18 protein-coding genes and 1 other RNA gene are annotated in these 15,378 nt (G+C 68.1%); 14 read left to right on the forward strand and 5 right to left on the reverse strand.

Features of this window, described 5'->3' with window-relative positions; all coding sequences use genetic code 11:
- The first annotated feature begins 30 nt into the window (after positions 1-30).
- The 3 genes from ACTT2I_RS14195 to pepQ all read left to right on the forward strand — a co-directional run bounded on the left by ACTT2I_RS14195 (position 31) and on the right by pepQ (position 4,266).
- Complete coding sequence (locus ACTT2I_RS14195) at positions 31-2,502, forward strand: DUF1631 domain-containing protein (RefSeq protein ID WP_421099050.1); 2,472 nt, start codon at positions 31-33, stop codon at positions 2,500-2,502.
- On the forward strand, positions 2,499-2,849 hold the full coding sequence (locus ACTT2I_RS14200) for a PilZ domain-containing protein (protein ID WP_088432670.1): 351 nt from the start codon (positions 2,499-2,501) through the stop codon (positions 2,847-2,849). Before ACTT2I_RS14195 ends, ACTT2I_RS14200 begins: the two co-directional genes overlap by 4 nt.
- A gap of 82 nt (positions 2,850-2,931) precedes the next feature.
- Complete coding sequence (gene pepQ, locus ACTT2I_RS14205) at positions 2,932-4,266, forward strand: Xaa-Pro dipeptidase (RefSeq protein ID WP_421099049.1); 1,335 nt, start codon at positions 2,932-2,934, stop codon at positions 4,264-4,266.
- A 163-nt stretch (positions 4,267-4,429) separates the two neighbouring features.
- Here pepQ and ACTT2I_RS14210 read toward each other — a convergent pair whose 3' ends face one another.
- Together ACTT2I_RS14210 and ACTT2I_RS14215 are read right to left on the reverse strand one after the other, a co-directional pair.
- Complete coding sequence (locus ACTT2I_RS14210; RefSeq protein ID WP_421099402.1) at positions 4,430-5,755, reverse strand: aminopeptidase P N-terminal domain-containing protein; 1,326 nt, start codon at positions 5,753-5,755, stop codon at positions 4,430-4,432.
- A gap of 7 nt (positions 5,756-5,762) precedes the next feature.
- A complete protein-coding gene (locus ACTT2I_RS14215; RefSeq protein ID WP_088432668.1) occupies positions 5,763-6,311 on the reverse strand; it encodes a UPF0149 family protein in 549 nt (182 codons plus the stop codon).
- Between the two features lie 165 nt (positions 6,312-6,476).
- On the opposite strand from ACTT2I_RS14215, the gene ACTT2I_RS14220 reads away from it, so the two are divergent.
- The 8 genes from ACTT2I_RS14220 (at position 6,477) to ACTT2I_RS14255 (ending at position 10,559) form a co-directional block, all read left to right on the forward strand.
- Positions 6,477-6,698, forward strand: coding sequence for a TIGR02449 family protein (locus tag ACTT2I_RS14220; protein WP_019183857.1), 222 nt, complete (start codon positions 6,477-6,479; stop codon positions 6,696-6,698).
- Complete coding sequence (locus ACTT2I_RS14225; RefSeq protein ID WP_088432667.1) at positions 6,695-6,994, forward strand: cell division protein ZapA; 300 nt, start codon at positions 6,695-6,697, stop codon at positions 6,992-6,994. Before ACTT2I_RS14220 ends, ACTT2I_RS14225 begins: the two co-directional genes overlap by 4 nt.
- A 132-nt stretch (positions 6,995-7,126) precedes the next feature.
- Positions 7,127-7,311: non-coding RNA, 6S RNA (gene ssrS, locus ACTT2I_RS14230), on the forward strand.
- A 79-nt stretch (positions 7,312-7,390) separates the two neighbouring features.
- Entirely contained in the window at positions 7,391-7,993 is a 603-nt protein-coding gene (locus ACTT2I_RS14235) for a 5-formyltetrahydrofolate cyclo-ligase (protein WP_293984628.1), read from the forward strand.
- Positions 7,994-8,001: 8 nt separating this feature from the next.
- Positions 8,002-8,478: an EVE domain-containing protein gene (locus ACTT2I_RS14240; protein WP_293984626.1), complete on the forward strand. Its 477-nt coding sequence runs from the start codon at positions 8,002-8,004 to the stop codon at positions 8,476-8,478.
- Positions 8,479-8,505: 27 nt separating this feature from the next.
- Positions 8,506-9,153: a ribose-5-phosphate isomerase RpiA gene (gene rpiA / locus ACTT2I_RS14245; protein ID WP_293984624.1), complete on the forward strand. Its 648-nt coding sequence runs from the start codon at positions 8,506-8,508 to the stop codon at positions 9,151-9,153.
- Positions 9,154-9,199: 46 nt separating this feature from the next.
- On the forward strand, positions 9,200-9,652 hold the full coding sequence (locus ACTT2I_RS14250) for a DUF192 domain-containing protein (protein ID WP_088432663.1): 453 nt from the start codon (positions 9,200-9,202) through the stop codon (positions 9,650-9,652).
- Positions 9,653-9,713: 61 nt separating this feature from the next.
- Positions 9,714-10,559, forward strand: coding sequence for a SirB1 family protein (locus ACTT2I_RS14255; RefSeq protein WP_088432662.1), 846 nt, complete (start codon positions 9,714-9,716; stop codon positions 10,557-10,559).
- 30 nt (positions 10,560-10,589) lie between these two features.
- On the opposite strand, the gene ACTT2I_RS14260 is transcribed toward ACTT2I_RS14255, so the two are convergent.
- Positions 10,590-10,781: a rubredoxin gene (locus ACTT2I_RS14260; RefSeq protein ID WP_088432661.1), complete on the reverse strand. Its 192-nt coding sequence runs from the start codon at positions 10,779-10,781 to the stop codon at positions 10,590-10,592.
- A gap of 72 nt (positions 10,782-10,853) precedes the next feature.
- Between ACTT2I_RS14260 and thiE the strand changes: the two genes are divergently transcribed.
- Positions 10,854-11,498 (forward strand): thiamine phosphate synthase, encoded by a 645-nt coding sequence (thiE, locus tag ACTT2I_RS14265; protein WP_421099048.1) that lies wholly within the window; start codon positions 10,854-10,856, stop codon positions 11,496-11,498.
- On the forward strand, positions 11,495-12,784 hold the full coding sequence (gene hemL, locus ACTT2I_RS14270) for a glutamate-1-semialdehyde 2,1-aminomutase (RefSeq protein WP_088432659.1): 1,290 nt from the start codon (positions 11,495-11,497) through the stop codon (positions 12,782-12,784). Before thiE ends, hemL begins: the two co-directional genes overlap by 4 nt.
- A gap of 48 nt (positions 12,785-12,832) precedes the next feature.
- Here the strand turns inward: hemL and azu are convergent, their stop codons facing one another.
- Positions 12,833-13,291 (reverse strand): azurin, encoded by a 459-nt coding sequence (azu, locus tag ACTT2I_RS14275; protein WP_088432658.1) that lies wholly within the window; start codon positions 13,289-13,291, stop codon positions 12,833-12,835.
- Positions 13,292-13,404: 113 nt separating this feature from the next.
- On the opposite strand from azu, the gene ACTT2I_RS14280 reads away from it, so the two are divergent.
- Positions 13,405-14,013: an HAD-IA family hydrolase gene (locus ACTT2I_RS14280; protein ID WP_421099047.1), complete on the forward strand. Its 609-nt coding sequence runs from the start codon at positions 13,405-13,407 to the stop codon at positions 14,011-14,013.
- 72 nt (positions 14,014-14,085) lie between these two features.
- On the opposite strand, the gene ACTT2I_RS14285 is transcribed toward ACTT2I_RS14280, so the two are convergent.
- The gene (locus ACTT2I_RS14285; RefSeq protein ID WP_088432656.1) at positions 14,086-15,315 is read right to left on the reverse strand and encodes an acetylornithine transaminase; all 1,230 of its coding nucleotides are present in this window, start codon (positions 15,313-15,315) and stop codon (positions 14,086-14,088) included.
- Positions 15,316-15,378: the final 63 nt, after the last annotated feature.

Below are 15,378 nucleotides of genomic sequence, written 5' to 3' on the forward strand. Positions count from 1 at the left end.
GTGTTCTCAGGGGAGCTGGAAGAACATCGGATGTCTGCGCCCGCACCTTCGTCGTCCCAGCCCGACATGACCCGCTTTGCGGACGTGGCCGCGCCGCCGCGCGTGCGCCGCCTGCTGGCCGCGCTGCACGGGCTGGCGATGCAGACCCTCACCGCGCCGCTCAAGCTGACCATCGTGGAGCTGGAGCGCGAGCTGTTCCGCGACGCCGAGCGCGCACGCAACAGCCAGATCCAGGCCGACATCTTCGCCCAGGCCCGCCAGCTGCATGAGGTCAACGCGCAGTTCGGCCCGCGTTTCCTGGGCGCATTGGGCGACAGCCTGGCCACCCTGCGCGGCCCGCGCCACACCCAGCGCATCGTCCCGACCGAGGTGTCCGTGTCGGCCACCACCCTGACCCTGGTCAACGACACCGACGTGGACCGCGACATCGTCCTGGTGGACATCATCCGCCGCGAAGCCCAGCGCTCGGCCACGCCCCTGCAACTGCTCGGGCAACGCTTTGGCGTGCTGGCCGCCGGTCCGGCGTTCGATGTGGATGACCTGCCGTTCGGACCGCAGGCACTGTGCCGGATCGTGCGCGAGCTCGGCCAGCAGTTCGGGCTCGGGCTGGAGACGCAGCTGGCGCTGTACCGCGTGTTCGACCGCCAGTTGCTGGAACGGCTGGGCGAACTGCTGGAGCGCGCCAACATCCTGCTCGCGCACGAAGGCGTGCTGCCCGGGTTGGTGTACACCCCGTATCTGGCACGCTCGGCCACCACGCGCCGGATCATCACCGGGCCCGAGCGCGGCCTGCCGGGGGCCCGCGGTGGGGCCGCCGCACGGCCACTGACCGGCTGGAATGGCAGTGCGCCGAGCACCGGCTGGGCCGCGATGACCCAAGAGGCAATGGCGCCGCCGGCCGCTGGGCCGGCCCATGGCGCACCCAACGGTGACGCCGCAGTGCCAGGTCCAGCAGCCTCCGCGTCTGCATCGGCGCCGGCCAACAGCGCCCCGCCTGCGGCAACCGATCTCGGCGCACCGGCGATGTCGGCCCTGCACCAGTTGCTCGGTGCCGCCCGCCAGGCGCACGCCGCCGGCACCGTGCCGGGCGGCAACGCCATGGCCGCGCAGGCCGTCGCCGCGACAACCGGGGCGCCCGCGCCTGCCGCCGACAATGCGTTTCTCGCCCCCGACGTTCCCGCAGCGCTGGCCGTTCCCGCCGAGGCCGTGCATGCCACCCTGGCCAAACTGCAGAGCCAGGCGATCGCGCCCGGCGGGGCCCGCCGCAGCATGGCCGACCTGCACAACGCCCTGCTCGCCCAGGTCCGTGCCGACCATGGCGCGCAGGCCGCCCTGACCGTCAAGGACAGCGATACCTTCGATCTGCTCGACATGCTGTACGGGCAGATTCAACGTGAGGTGCGGCCCGATGCCGTGTCCGCCGACCTGCTGACCCGCCTGCAGGTGCCGGTCGCCCGCGCCGCCCTGTCCGACCCGGCTTTCTTCGTGCGCGACCAGCACCCCGCACGCGAACTGCTCAATGCGGTGGCCGAAGCCGGCGCCAACTGGCTGGGCGAAGAGGACGTGGACCCCCAGCTGGTGCAGAAGCTCGGCCTCGCCGTCGATCAGGTCGTCAACGACTACGACGGCGATGTGGCGGTGTTCGACACCGCCAACGAGGAGATCCAGCAGCACTTCCGCGCACTGGCCCACAAGGCCGAACTGGCCGAGCGCCGGCATGTCGAGGCGGCACGCGGCAAGGAACGCCTGGAAGCAGCCAAGCAGCAGGCCAGCACCAGCATCGAGCAGCTGTGCGCTCAGGCCGCGCCGCCACGTTTCGTGCAGGCGCTGCTCAAACAGGCGTGGTCGGACGTGCTGACCCTGACCCTGCTGCGCAACGGCGAGACCTCGCCGCAGTGGCAGCAGCGCCAGCAGGAAACCGCCCGGATCGCCGAGGTGACCTGCCTGGCGCCGGGCGCCGCCGCGCGCGATGACGCACTGGGCAACGAGGTCGAGTCCGCTCTGCTGCAGGTCGGCTATCACCAGGATGAGGCCGCCGCGATCGCGCGGCGCCTGTCCACGCCGGGCGGCGAGGATGACAGCAGCTCGCGCACCGAGCTCACCGCACGCCTGCGTGCACGCACCCGGCTGGGCGAGCAGGCCGATGCCGGCGACCCGCGCAAGGTCGCCCCGCTCGCGCGCAGCACCGCCGAAGACGACTGTTACCGCCAGCTGCGCACCCTGCCGTTCGGCACCTGGTTCGAGTTCACCACCAACCAGCAGGGCGATGTGCGCCGTCAACGGCTGTCGTGGTACAGCCTGATCACCGACAACGCCCTGTTCGTCAATCAGCGCGGGCAGAAGGTTGGCGAGCACTCGCTGGACGCACTGGCACGTCTCATGGCGCATGGGCAGGTGCGGATCGTCACCGAAGACAAGGGGCGGCTGATCGACCGTGCCTGGCAGGCCACCCTGCGCACGCTGCGCTCGCTGGCCGGCAGCCCTGCGGAGAACGCCGAATGACCACGCCCGATACCCGCCGCGCGCCGCGTCGCCAGGTGACCGAGCTGGTGCCCGTCACCGACCTGATGGCCGAGACCGTGATCGGCCGGCTCGGCAATGTCTCCGAAACCGGCATGCTGATGCTGGCCTCGGTGCCGATGCAGGACGATGCGCTGTACCAGCTGCAGTTCACCATTCCCGGTCCGCAGGGGCAACCGCTGCTGATCGACGTGGGCGTGCACCTGCTGTGGAGCGAGCAGACCCATGCCCCCGGCCAGGCCTGGGTAGGCTTCCGCTTCCTGACCCTGGCACGCGATGCACGCGAGCAGTTGCGCCACTGGATCGCCGAGGAAACTTCGGCAGTCTGAGCGCCGGTTCCGGCACAGCACCCGCCAGCGGATTGCGGCAGAATCTAGGGCTGCATTCCGCACTGCCAGTGAGCTTCCTGCCATGAACCAGCCAGACCTCGGCGCCCTGTATTCCCACCACGCCAGCGTGATGCGCCAGCGCGCCGACGAGGCGCTGGCCCGTGGCGGCTTCGATCATCTGGTGATCCCCAGCGGCACCCTGCATTACCAGGCCTTCGACGACCGCGATTACCCGTACGCGGTGAACCCGAACTTCAAAGCCTGGCTGCCGTTGACCAAGTTGCCCAACAGCTGGCTGGTGTACACCCCGGGGCAGCGCCCGAAAGTGATTTTCTACCAGCCGTTCGATTACTGGCATGTGGTGCCGGATGCGCCGAATGGCTGGTGGGTCGAGCATGTCGACATCGAGATCATCCGCACGCCCGACGATGCGCTGGCGCTGCTGCCCAAGGATGCCGCCCGCTGCGCGATCCTCGGCGAACCGCAGAGCGCGCTGGGCGCGTTCGTGCCGAACAACCCGGCGCCGGTCGTCGATTACCTGGATTGGCAGCGCGGCTACAAGACCCCGTATGAAATCGCCTTGATGCGCGAAGCGCAGCGGCTGGGCGTGCGCGGTCACCGTGCCGCCGAAGCCGCCTTCCGCGCCAGCGCCAGCGCCAGCGAATTCGAGATCCACATGGCGTACTGCCGCGCGGTCGGCCAGGATGCCAATGAACTGCCGTACGGCAACATCATCGGCCTCAACGAACATGCCGCCGTGCTGCACTACACCGACCTGGGTCGCAGCGCGCCGACCCCGCTGCGCAGCTTCCTGATCGACGCCGGTGCCAGTGCCCACGGCTACGCCAGCGACATCACCCGCACCTATGCGGCCAGCGGCCATGACGAGTTCCAGGCCCTGATCGACGCGGTGGACGCTGCCCAGCAGCAGATGGGGGCCGGTGTGCGTGCCGGCGTGGATTACAAGCAGCTGCACATCGACGCGCACCTGTCGCTCATGGGCATCCTGAAGGATTTCGGCGTGCTCAACGTATCGCCGGAAGCGGCGTTGGCCACCGGTGTGAGCGCGGCGTTCTTCCCGCACGGCCTGGGCCATCTGATCGGGTTGCAGGTGCATGACGTGGCCGGCTTTGCGGCCAGCGACCGCGGTGGCCGCATTGAGCGCCCGCAGGGTCACCCGTACCTGCGCATGACCCGCGTGCTGGAGCCGGGCATGGTGGTCACCATCGAGCCGGGCGTGTACTTCATCGACATGCTGCTGGACGAAGTGAAGCAGGCCGGCAACGCGGCCAGCATCAACTGGGACCGGGTGGACTTCTTCCGTCCGTATGGCGGTGTGCGCATCGAAGACGAGGTGCTGTGCACCGGGGGCGATGCCGACAACCTGACCCGCCCGGTGTTCGCCGCGGCGAGCTGAGCGGCGATGCAGGTACCGACCCACGGTCGGTACCTGCGCGGCATCGCGGTAGTGCCGGCCGCTGGCTGGCGCCTCGGCAGCCTGTAACGCCACGCCAGAGGTGGCTGCGGACCACCTCGACAGGACTCCCAGCCCCCATGGGGTGGTTCTACCCTGAAGCGGATCAGCGCTTGGCCATTTCCTCTTCAATCTCATCGGCACTGCGCGCCAGCGCAGCGGTCAGCACCTGATGGCCATCCTCGGTGATCAGCACATCATCTTCGGTACGAATGCCGATACCGCGCCAGCGCGCTTCCACGCTGCGGTCATCCGGTGAGACGTACAGCCCCGGTTCGATGGTGAACACCATGCCGGGCTCCAACATCCGCGAATCCCCTGCCAGGCGGTAATCGCCGACGTCGTGCACGTCCAGGCCGAGCCAGTGCCCGGTCTTGTGCCGATAGAAACGCTGGTAGTGCGCTTCGGCGATGTTCTCTTCCAGCGTGCCCTTGAGCAGGCCCAGCCGCAGCAGGCCTTCGGTCAAGGTTTCCACCGCGGCCAGATGACCGGCCTCATACGCATTGCCCGGGCGTGCCTGGGCCAGTGCCGCCGCCTGCGCCGCACCGACCAGGTCATGCAGCGCGCGCTGCTCGGCGGTAAAGCGGCCGTTGACCGGGAAGGTGCGGGTGATGTCGCTGGCATAGCCGCGGTACTCCGCGCCGGCATCGATAAGGACCAGTTCGCCGTCCGGCGCGCGCGCGTTGTTGTCGCGGTAATGCAGGATGCAGCCGTTGGCACCGGCACCGACGATGCTGCTGTACGCCGCACACGCGTCATTGGCGCGGAACACCCGCTCCAGATCGGCCTGCAGTTCGTACTCGTGGATGCCCGGCCGCGCGACATGCATCGCGGCACGGTGCGCCTGCACACTGATGTCGGCGGCGTGCTGCATCAACGCGATTTCGGCGGTCGATTTGAACAGCCGCTGTTCGTGCAGCAGGTGACCCAGTTCCAGGAATTCGTGCGGCGGCTGCGCGCCGTGCCGCACCTGCGAGCGGACGCGGTTGACCCAGCCGATCAGCTTGAGATCGAACTCGGCATCGCGACCGAAGTGGTAGTACACCCGCGAGCGCCCTTCCAGCAGGCCGGGCAGGATGTCGTCCAGATCGTCGATCGGATACGCATCATCCATGCCGTACTGCGAGACCGCGCCTTCCTGGCCGGCACGCGCGCCATCCCAGGCTTCGCGGTCGGCATCGCGCTCGCGGCAGAACAGGATCACCTCGCCATGGCGGCGGCCTGGAATCAGCACCAGCACGGCCTCCGGTTCCGGGAAGCCGCTCAGGTACCAGAAATCCGAGTCCTGCCGGAACGGATAATGCGTATCCAGGCTGCGCACCCGCTCGGCGGCGGCCGGCAGCACCAGGATCGCGTCGTCGCCGGCCATCTCCATCAACTGCTGGCGGCGGCGGGTGTATTCGGCGGCGGAGATGCCGGTCAGCTGCCGGATATCCATCTCAGTTCAGGCGCTGCCGATGGCGCGCCGCCATGACGCAGTCGCCGTGCAGCAGCAGCACTGCCACGCGGATGAACTCTTCGATCTCGGCCAGCGCGTCTTCGTCATCGTCGTTGCCGCTTTCGAAGTCTTCGCTGGAGGCCTGGGCCAGCTTGGCCAGATCGGTCAGGGCTTCATCGCCCTCTTCGGACAGGGCCGGGCGGTTCTGGCCCGAGCCCAGCCCGAAGCCGCCCAGGAACGAACGTGCCCAGGTGAACAGCGCATCGGCCTGTGCAGCGGTGTCGCTGGCATCGCTCAGCAGCAGTTCGAAGGCGAAATCGCGGTCTTCCAGCTGCGCCACGCTGGCATCGAGCAGGCGCGCCAGGGCGTCACCTTCGGCCGGGGTGGGCAGGTTGTCATCGGCCAGCACGCGGGCCGGCCATTCACGCACCGGCGCACCGCCGGCGGACAGCCAGCCGCACAGGCCGCCGTGCAGTTCAGCAGCGCTGGCGCCCAGGCCCAGGGCCTGGCTGGCCTGGTTTACGTCGTCGACACTCGGGAGTTCGGTCATCTTGAGGCTACGGTTTGTGAGCGCCACAGTGTAGCAATCCACCCGTGTCCGCCGGGTTGCGGTGGTCCTCCCCCCGGCCGGGTTCCGGCTCGCCGGCCGGGCGGCCCGCAGCCCCCGTGATTATTCGCTTGACCGCCCCATCCGCCCTTGCCTATCTTGCCGGTCATGGAACCCGCCGACGCCATCGCCCAGTTGCAGGCCTTCGCCGCCCGCGTGGAGGCGTTGCTTGAGCGCAACCAGCGCCTGGCCGACGAGAACCGCAGCCTGCGCCATCAGCAGGAGCAGCTGGTGGCCGAGCGCTCCCAGTTGCTGGCCAAGAACGAGCAGGCCCGCTCCCGGGTCGAAGCGATGATCACCCGCCTCAAATCCCTGGAGCAGCACACATGAGCCAGACCGAACCGGTCAGTGTCCGCATCCTGGATCGTGAATACACGGTGGGCGTGGGCGCCGAGGAACGCGAGAGCCTGACCGCCGCCGCCCGGCTGCTGGACGCCAAGATGCGCGAGATCCGTGGCAGCAACCGGATGGCAGCGGTCGACCGCGTCGCCGTCCTGGCCGCGTTGAACCTGGCCCACGAGCTGCAGCAGCTGCGCGATGAGCATGCCCGGCAGGCGATCGCGCTGCAGCAGACGCTGGGCGATCTCAACCGCCGGCTGGACCGCGCCTTCGACAACGGCGGCTGATCCACGCGACAGGTTCCACGGCATGCTCGATTGCACAAGTGCATCGCATGGCCTTCATCGATCTGAATTGATGTGCAATTCGACCGACGAACGGACTGGTCGAATCGCCCAAGAGGGCTATAATCCTCGTCGCGTTCTCTGCTGTGAACGACGGCGTGTGCAAACATTCGCCTTGTCCCTTAATTACGACCACGGGTGCGCGACGGCGCCGGGAGTGCAAGTCCGCCTTGTAGCGGGAAGCCCGATGGAACCCCAGCGTACCCACTTGAACCCCGGGTTCAAGGTCGTTTCGCATGCATCGTCACGGCGGAGAATGCAATATTCCAGCAAGAGCGGCGTTCCCTTGGGACGTCGCTCTTGTTTTATCCGCCTTCCCCGCACGCTCCGGACCCAGGCATGACCGACCCGCGCTCCGCACTGCGCCAGCAGCTGCGCCAACGCCGCCGTGATCTCCCCGCCGCCGTGCGCCTGGCCGCCGCTGACCATCTGGCCGATGCGCTGCTTGCACTGCCGTTCGCCCCGACCCAGGGCCATGTCGCCGGTTACTGGGCGATGGATGGCGAGATCGCGCTGCACCGTTGGCAGATGCAGGTGCCCGCCGGCGTGACCTATTGCCTGCCGGTCCTGCACGGGAAGACGCTGCGCTTCGCGCCGTGGCGCCCGGGGCAGGCCCTGATCACCAACCGCTTCGGCATTCCCGAACCCGACCTTGCGCTGGACGACACCCTAGCGCCCGAACAGATGGCGCTGGTCGTGGCGCCGCTGGTCGGTTTCGACGCGCAGGGGCGCCGGCTGGGCATGGGAGGCGGCTGGTATGATCGCAGCTTCGCATTCCGCCACCAGCGCCCGGCACCACCGTGGCTGGTCGGGGTCGGCTTCTCGGTCCAGCAGGTCGATGACCTGCCGGTCCAACCGTGGGACGTCGGGGTGGATGCGATCTGCACCGAAGCGACCACCCTTGTTCCCGTAGCGGCCGATGGCCGTTACCTACCGCGATAAATCCACGCATGACCGCACGCAAGCGCTACTGGCTGATGAAGTCCGAACCGGACGCCTTTTCCATCGATGATCTGCAGCGCGTGGGCCGTGAGCCCTGGAACGGCGTCCGCAACTACCAGGCGCGCAATTTCATGCGCGACGGCATGAAGGTCGGCGACGGGGTGATGTTCTACCACTCCAACACCAAGGTGCCGGGCATCGTCGGGCTGGCCACGGTGGCCAGCGAGGCCTACCCGGACGACACCCAGTTCGATCCCGGATCGGATTACTACGACCCCAAGGCGAGCCGCGAAGAACCGCGCTGGATGCTGGTGGACGTGGCTTTCGAGCGCAAACTGCGCGACACCATTTCGCTGGACGAGATCAAGCTGCACGCCGATGCGCTGGGCGAAGGGTTCCCGCTGACCGCGCGCGGCAACCGCCTCTCGATCCTCCCGGTGACCGCCGCGCAGTGGAAGCTGCTGCTGTCGCTGGAAAAGCACTGACCCCCTTTCCTCAACGAGTTGCCCGCCATGTCCGAAGCCAAGCGCCTGGCCGCTGAAAAAGCCATCGAATACGTCGAAGACGGCATGATCGTCGGAGTCGGTACCGGCTCCACCGTCGCCTACTTCATCGACGCCCTGGCCAGGATCCAGCACCGCATCAAGGGCGCCGTCTCCAGCTCGGACCAGAGCACCGCGCGCCTGAAGCAGCACGGCATCGAGGTGCTTGAGCTCAACCACACCGGCAACCTTTCGCTGTATGTGGACGGCGCCGACGAATGCGACGGCAACAAGAACCTGATCAAGGGCGGCGGTGCTGCGCTGACCCGCGAGAAGATCATCGCCGAGGCCAGCGACCGCTTCGTGTGCATCATCGACCCGAGCAAGCAGGTCAAGGTGCTGGGCAAGTTCCCGCTGCCGGTGGAAGTGATCCCGATGGCACGCAGCCTGGTCGCCCGCCGCATCATGGACATGACCGGCGGCCAGCCGGCCTGGCGTGAGGGCGTGGTCACCGACAACGGCAACGTGATCCTGGACATCCACCACCTGGAGATCACCGATCCGGTCAAGCTGGAGCGCGAGCTCAACCAGCTGCCGGGCGTGGTCAGCGTCGGCCTGTTCGCACGCCGCCCGGCCGATGTGGTGATCATCGGCGGTGAACCGCCGATCGTGATCTGACCCCCGTGGCCGGCGCCCGCGCCGGCTGCCCCAACGAGGTACGCCCATGTCCCTGCTGCGCCTGCTGCCCCTGCTCCTGCTGTTCACCCTGGCCGGCTGTGCCAGCACCAACGCCCGTCACTGGGTGGAACTGGACGGCAACCGTTACCACGTTGAACTGGCCACCAACGACGATACCCGCGCCCGCGGGCTGATGTTCCGCGACCAGATGCCCGACGACCACGGCATGCTGTTCATCCACGAACGCGAGGAGCTGCAGGCGTACTGGATGAAGAACACCAAGATCCCCTTGGACATCCTCTACTTCGATGCCGAGCGCCGCCTGGTCAGCCAGCAGCGCGACGTACCGCCGTGCTCGGCCGGTGACCGTTGCCCGCCCTACCCCAGCAGCGACCCGGCCCGTTACGTGCTGGAACTCAACGCCGGGCAGGCCGAAAAGATGGCGCTCAAGGACGGTACCGAACTGAAGTTCGGGCCCGGCATCGCCGACGGTAAATAAAACGCCCGGATAAACGCGCCGCGCCCTTGAATCGCGGCGCGTTTGTCGCCAGTCTTGTCCCATGCAGGGGCAGATCACATTGCCGACGTGGGATTCGCTGGCCGAGCTGGATGACGAGGCGCTGCCGTTGTTGCCGACCGCGCTGCTGATCGCGCGGGACGAGTACCCGGACCTGGACCCTGCCGTCTATGACGCGGTCCTGCAGAGCCACGCCGACCACCTGCGCACCGAGATCGCCACGATCGACATGTGGCCGCTGAAGATCGCCGCGGTCAACCGCCACCTGTTCGACGAGCTGGGCTACAGCGGCGACCACGGCGAGTACTACGACCCGCGCAACAGCTATCTGAACCAGGTCTTCGAGCGCCGCCTGGGCAACCCGATTTCGCTGGCGCTGGTGCAGATGGAAGTCTCGCGCCGGCTCGGCATCCCGCTGGACGGGGTCTCCTTCCCCGGGCATTTCCTGGTGCGCCTGCCGCTCAACGACGGCGTGCTGGTGATGGACCCGTTCAACGGGGGCCGCCCGCTCGGTGTGGAAGAACTGCGCGAACGCGCCCGCTCGCATCTTGGCGGTGAAGTGCCCGACGACGACGTGCTGGCGCAGATCCTGGACCCGGCCCCGGCGCGCGCGATCCTGATGCGGATGCTGCGCAACCTGCACGGTGTGTATGTGGAACGTGGCGAATGGGACCGCGCCGCGCGCAGTGCCGATCGCCTGCTGAAGCTCGCCCCGGAACAGGACGATGCCCTGCGTGATCGCGGCATGGCCTACCTGCAGCTGGACTACGAGGCCGGCGCGCGCAATGACCTGGGGCTGTATCTCAAGCGCAATGCCAAGGCCAGCGACGCGCAGTTCGTGCGCGAGAAGCTGGTCGGGCTGGGTGGCGCGGTGCCGCGCCTGCATTGAAGGGGCCGCGAGGCGATGCCCGGCGGTGCCTCAGTCGACTTCGACCATCTCGAAATCGTCCTTGGTCACGCCGCAGTCCGGGCATGTCCAGGTCTCGGGAATGTCTTCCCAGCGCGTGCCCGGGGCGATGCCCTCTTCCGGCAGCCCGTCTTCTTCCCGGTACAGGAAGCCGCAGACAACGCACATCCAGGTGCGGAAGGTGGTGGCGGTAGCGTCGGTCATCGGATAATCACGGCAGGACAAGAGCTGACAGCGCTCATTGTCCCACTCCCGTTGCGCTACCGGTAGCCATTGATGAATCACGCTTCAGCCCCCACGCCGCCCCGCGGCGTCTACCTCATCACCCCCGACGAGCCCGATACCGCACGATTGCTGGCGCGCACCGCGCCGCTGCTGGCGGCCGGCGCAACCTGGCTGCAGTACCGCAACAAGACCGCCGATGCCGCCCTGCGCCACGCCCAGGCCACTGCGCTGCAGGGCCTGTGCCAGCAGTACGCGGTGCCGCTGATCATCAATGACGACGTGGCCCTGGCCCAGGCCGTCGGCGCGGCCGGTGTGCACCTGGGCGAGGACGATGGCGATATCGCCCGCGCGCGTGCCCTGCTCGGCCCGGACGCCCTCCTCGGCGCCTCCTGCTACGACACCCTGGCACTGGCCGAGCGGGCGGTCGCCGCGGGCGCCAGCTACGTCGCCTTCGGGGCCTTCTTCCCCAGCACCAGCAAGGCCACCACCCGCCGCGCCCCACCGGACCTGCTGCGGCAAAGCGCCGCACTGGGCGTGCCGCGGGTGGCGATCGGCGGGCTGAGCCCGGACAATGTGACACCGCTCATCGCTGCCGGGGCCGATCTGGTCGCCGTCATCAGCAGCGTGTACGCCGCGCCCGACCCGGTCGCCACGCTGCACGCTTACCTCGCTTGCTTCCAGGATACGACCGCATGAACCACGACCAGTCCCACGCCCTGTTCACCCGCGCCCAGAAATTGCTGCCGGGCGGCGTCAACTCGCCGGTACGCGCGTTCAAGTCGGTCGGTGGCGAACCGTTCTTCGTGCAGCGTGCCGATGGTCCGTACCTGTACGACGTGGACGGCAACCGCTACATCGATTACGTCGGCTCGTGGGGCCCGATGATCGTCGGCCACAACCACACCGCGGTGCGCCAGGCGGTCAAGCAGGCGATCGGCAACGGTCTTTCCTTTGGCGCGCCGTGCGAAGCCGAAGTCACCATGGCTGAAACGCTGACCCGGCTGGTGCCGTCCTGCGAGATGGTGCGCATGGTCAATTCGGGTACCGAGGCCACGCTGTCGGCGATCCGGCTGGCGCGCGGCGCCACCGGCCGCAGCCGCATCGTCAAGTTCGAAGGCTGCTACCACGGCCACGGCGACTCGTTCCTGGTCAAGGCCGGCAGCGGCATGCTGACCCTGGGCGTGCCGACCTCGCCGGGCGTGCCGGCTGGCCTGAGCGAACTCACCCTGACCCTGCCCTACAACGATGTCGACGCGGCCACCGCGCTGTTCGCCGAACAGGGCGAGCACATCGCGGGCCTGATCATCGAGCCAGTCGTCGGCAACGCCAACTGCATCCCGCCGCGCGAGGGCTACCTGCAGCACCTGCGCGCGCTGTGCACGCAATACGGCACGGTGCTGATCTTCGACGAAGTGATGACCGGCTTCCGCGTGGCCCTCGGTGGCGCGCAGGCGCATTACGGCGTCACTCCGGACCTGACCACCTTCGGCAAGATCATCGGCGGCGGCATGCCGGTGGGTGCCTATGGCGGGCGCCGCGAGCTGATGTCGCAGATTTCCCCGGCCGGCCCGATCTACCAGGCAGGCACGCTGAGCGGCAATCCGGTGGCGATGGCCGCCGGCCTGGCGATGCTGGAACTGGTGCAGGAACCGGGCTTCCATGATCGCCTGGGGGCTGCTGCTGCACGCCTGTGCGCCGGGCTGGAAGCCGCCGCCGCCGAGGCCGGCGTGGCAGTGACGACCACCCAGGTCGGCGCCATGTTCGGCCTGTTCTTCACCGACCAGAAGGTGGAAACCTACGCGCAGGCCGTTGCGTGCGACATCACCGCGTTCAACACCTTCTTCCACGCGATGCTGGAGCGCGGCGTGTTCCTCGCCCCCTCGGCGTACGAGGCCGGTTTCCTGTCCAGCGCCCACGACGACAGCATCATCGATGCAACGCTGGCGGCCGCGCGCGAAGCCTTCAAGGTCGTCAAAGGCTGACAGAAATGGGGACGGGGGTAATTAATAACTACCTCCGTCCCTGTTATTTCAACCGAATACGAAGCGGCCCTTCATCATCGCGAAGTGGCCCGGGAACGAGCAGAAGAACGTGTAGTCACCGCCCTTGGTCAGCTTGGCGGTGGAGAAGGTGACGCTGGTGCTCTGGCCGCCGCCGATCACCGCGGTATGCGCCAGCACACGGGCGTCGCCCTTGGGCAGGTAGCTGTCGGCCAGGGACGTGCGCATGCCGGCCATCGCCACCGGCTGGTAATCCGCCGCGCGGGTCAGGACCCAGTTGTGGCCCATCGTGGTCGCGGCGAGCTTGCCGGTGTGGCGCAGGGTCAGCTTCACCTGGGTGCAGTCGGCCGCGATCTTGAGTTCCTTCTGGCTGAAGCTCATCTGGTCGGTGCTGTCGATGGCGATCGCGCAGACACGCGCATGGGCGGCCGGGGCCAGCATCAGGCCGGCAAGCAACACGGGGGCAAGCAGTTTCAAGGCGATCTCCATCAGGCAGTCCCCGCGATTCTAGTGACCGCCCGTGCAGGCGACGTGCGACGCGATGTCGCAGCGCAGGCACCGGCTGGGTTACGGTCAGCCTTGGACCTGGACGAGACTGCCCCATGCCGCGTGTTATCGAGTGCCTGCTGCTGGATTTCGACGGCGTGCTGGTGCGCTATGCGCGGCATCTGCGGGTGCGCCATCTGGCCGCGAGCGTCGGCTGCAGCCCTGCGCAGGTGCAGGCGGCATTGTTCGACAGTGGGCTGGAACGCGCCTACGACACCGGCATGGCGACCGATGCCTACCTGCGGCAACTGGGGGAAGCACTACACGTCACGATCAGCAGTGCGCAGTGGCAGGCCGCGCGCATCGCCGCGTGCGCGCCGGAAGCGGGCGTGATCGAGCGCATCGAACGGATCGCGCGCACGTTGCCGATCGGCATCCTGACCAACAACGGGGCATTGATGGCGCAGACGATTCCACTGCTGCTGCCGAGCCTCGCCGGCGCCCTGCACGGCCGCATCCTGTGCAGCGGTGCGCTGGGGCGACGCAAGCCGGATCCGGCGGTGTTCACGCAGGCGGTGGCGCTGCTGGGCGCGCGTGCCGAGCGCACGCTGTTCATCGATGACCTGTTCACCAACGTGCGCGGTGCGCGTCAGGCCGGCCTGCAGGCCGAGACCGCGGACAGCCGCGCGTTCGGCAAGGTCATCAAGCGGTACGCCCTGGCGTAGAGCCGACCGTTGGTCGGCCAGGCTCGCCCAGCACAACAGCAGCCGACCAACGGTCGGCTCTACCGCTGTTGGTTATCGCGAGGCGATGAAGGATTGCACCGCCGCGCGCAGACGCTTCAGGCCTTCGGCGATTTCTTCATCGGTGATGTTCAGCGACGGCACGAAGCGCAGCACGTCCGGGCCGGCCTGCAGGGTCAGCAGGCCGTGCTCGGCGGCGTGGTCGAGGATGGGACCCGCCTGGCCGGCGAAATCCTTGTCCAGCACCGCGCCCAGCATCAGGCCGCGACCACGGACCTGGCTGAACACCTTGAACTCGTCGTTGATCTTGCCAAGGCCATCGCGCAGCGCCTGCGACTGACGGCTGACGTTGTGTGCGATCTCCGGCGAAGACAGCTTGCGCAGCGCCACGCGGGCGACGGCCGCGGCCAGCGGGTTGCCACCGAAGGTGGTGCCGTGGGCGCCGAACTGCATCACCTCGGCCACCTTGGGGCCGGCCAGCATCGCGCCGATCGGGAAGCCGCCGCCCAGCGCCTTGGCCAGGGTGACGATGTCCGGCGTGATGTTGTCCTGCCAATGCGCGAACAGGGTGCCGGTGCGGCCCATGCCGGCCTGGATTTCATCCAGCACGACCAGCGCGTTGTGCTGGTCGCACAGCGCGCGCACGCGCTGCAGGAAGCCCGGCTTGGCCGGCATCACGCCGCCCTCGCCCTGGATCGGCTCCAGCATCACCGCAGCCACATCGCCGGCGGCCATCGCGGTTTCCAACTGGACCTCGTCGTTGAAGTCGACATAACGGAAGCCACCGGGCAGCGGCTCGTAGCCTTCCTGGTACTTCGGCTGGGCGGTGGCGGTGACCGCGGCCAGGGTGCGGCCGTGGAAGCTGCCGCGGAAGGTCACGATCACGCGCTGGTGCGCCGGGCGGCCCAGCGAGGAGGCCCACTTGCGGACCAGCTTGATCGCCACCTCATTGGCTTCGGCGCCGGAGTTGCACAGGAACACCCGCTCGGCGAAGCGCGAGGCGGTGACCAGTTCTTCGGCCAGGCGCAGCGGCGGCTCGCTGTAGAACACGTTGCTGGTGTGCCACAGCTTGCCCGCCTGCTCGATCAACGCGGCCTTCAGGTCCGGATCGTTGTGGCCCAGGCCGCACACGGCGATGCCGGCGGCCAGGTCGATGAACTCGCGGCCCTGGTTGTCCCAGACGCGCGCGCCCTGGCCGCGCTCGAGCACCACCTGGCGCGGCTTGTAGACCGGCAGGTAGTAATGCGACAGGGACAACAGCGGATCGGTGGCAGCGGCGGTCATGGCAGTCAGGGGGCTCAGGAAAGAGCCCATTCTCGCGCTTTGGGCCGGTGGGGCACAATGCGC

This window comes from Stenotrophomonas sp. PUT21, assembly GCF_052232875.1.
Classification (GTDB): domain Bacteria; phylum Pseudomonadota; class Gammaproteobacteria; order Xanthomonadales; family Xanthomonadaceae; genus Stenotrophomonas; species Stenotrophomonas maltophilia_N.

Excerpts from the sequence above, each read along its gene's own strand:
- ACTT2I_RS14195 (WP_421099050.1), top strand. The coding sequence starts at position 31 with ATGTCTGCGCCCGCACCTTCGTCGTCCCAGCCCGACATGACCCGCTTT.
- ACTT2I_RS14200 (WP_088432670.1), top strand. The coding sequence starts at position 2,499 with ATGACCACGCCCGATACCCGCCGCGCGCCGCGTCGCCAGGTGACCGAG.
- pepQ (WP_421099049.1), top strand. The coding sequence starts at position 2,932 with ATGAACCAGCCAGACCTCGGCGCCCTGTATTCCCACCACGCCAGCGTG.
- ACTT2I_RS14215 (WP_088432668.1), bottom strand. The coding sequence starts at position 6,311 with ATGACCGAACTCCCGAGTGTCGACGACGTAAACCAGGCCAGCCAGGCC.
- ACTT2I_RS14220 (WP_019183857.1), top strand. The coding sequence starts at position 6,477 with ATGGAACCCGCCGACGCCATCGCCCAGTTGCAGGCCTTCGCCGCCCGC.
- ACTT2I_RS14225 (WP_088432667.1), top strand. The coding sequence starts at position 6,695 with ATGAGCCAGACCGAACCGGTCAGTGTCCGCATCCTGGATCGTGAATAC.
- ACTT2I_RS14235 (WP_293984628.1), top strand. The coding sequence starts at position 7,391 with ATGACCGACCCGCGCTCCGCACTGCGCCAGCAGCTGCGCCAACGCCGC.
- ACTT2I_RS14240 (WP_293984626.1), top strand. The coding sequence starts at position 8,002 with ATGACCGCACGCAAGCGCTACTGGCTGATGAAGTCCGAACCGGACGCC.
- rpiA (WP_293984624.1), top strand. The coding sequence starts at position 8,506 with ATGTCCGAAGCCAAGCGCCTGGCCGCTGAAAAAGCCATCGAATACGTC.
- ACTT2I_RS14250 (WP_088432663.1), top strand. The coding sequence starts at position 9,200 with ATGTCCCTGCTGCGCCTGCTGCCCCTGCTCCTGCTGTTCACCCTGGCC.
- ACTT2I_RS14255 (WP_088432662.1), top strand. The coding sequence starts at position 9,714 with ATGCAGGGGCAGATCACATTGCCGACGTGGGATTCGCTGGCCGAGCTG.
- ACTT2I_RS14260 (WP_088432661.1), bottom strand. The coding sequence starts at position 10,781 with ATGACCGACGCTACCGCCACCACCTTCCGCACCTGGATGTGCGTTGTC.
- thiE (WP_421099048.1), top strand. The coding sequence starts at position 10,854 with ATGAATCACGCTTCAGCCCCCACGCCGCCCCGCGGCGTCTACCTCATC.
- hemL (WP_088432659.1), top strand. The coding sequence starts at position 11,495 with ATGAACCACGACCAGTCCCACGCCCTGTTCACCCGCGCCCAGAAATTG.
- azu (WP_088432658.1), bottom strand. The coding sequence starts at position 13,291 with ATGGAGATCGCCTTGAAACTGCTTGCCCCCGTGTTGCTTGCCGGCCTG.
- ACTT2I_RS14280 (WP_421099047.1), top strand. The coding sequence starts at position 13,405 with ATGCCGCGTGTTATCGAGTGCCTGCTGCTGGATTTCGACGGCGTGCTG.
- ACTT2I_RS14285 (WP_088432656.1), bottom strand. The coding sequence starts at position 15,315 with ATGACCGCCGCTGCCACCGATCCGCTGTTGTCCCTGTCGCATTACTAC.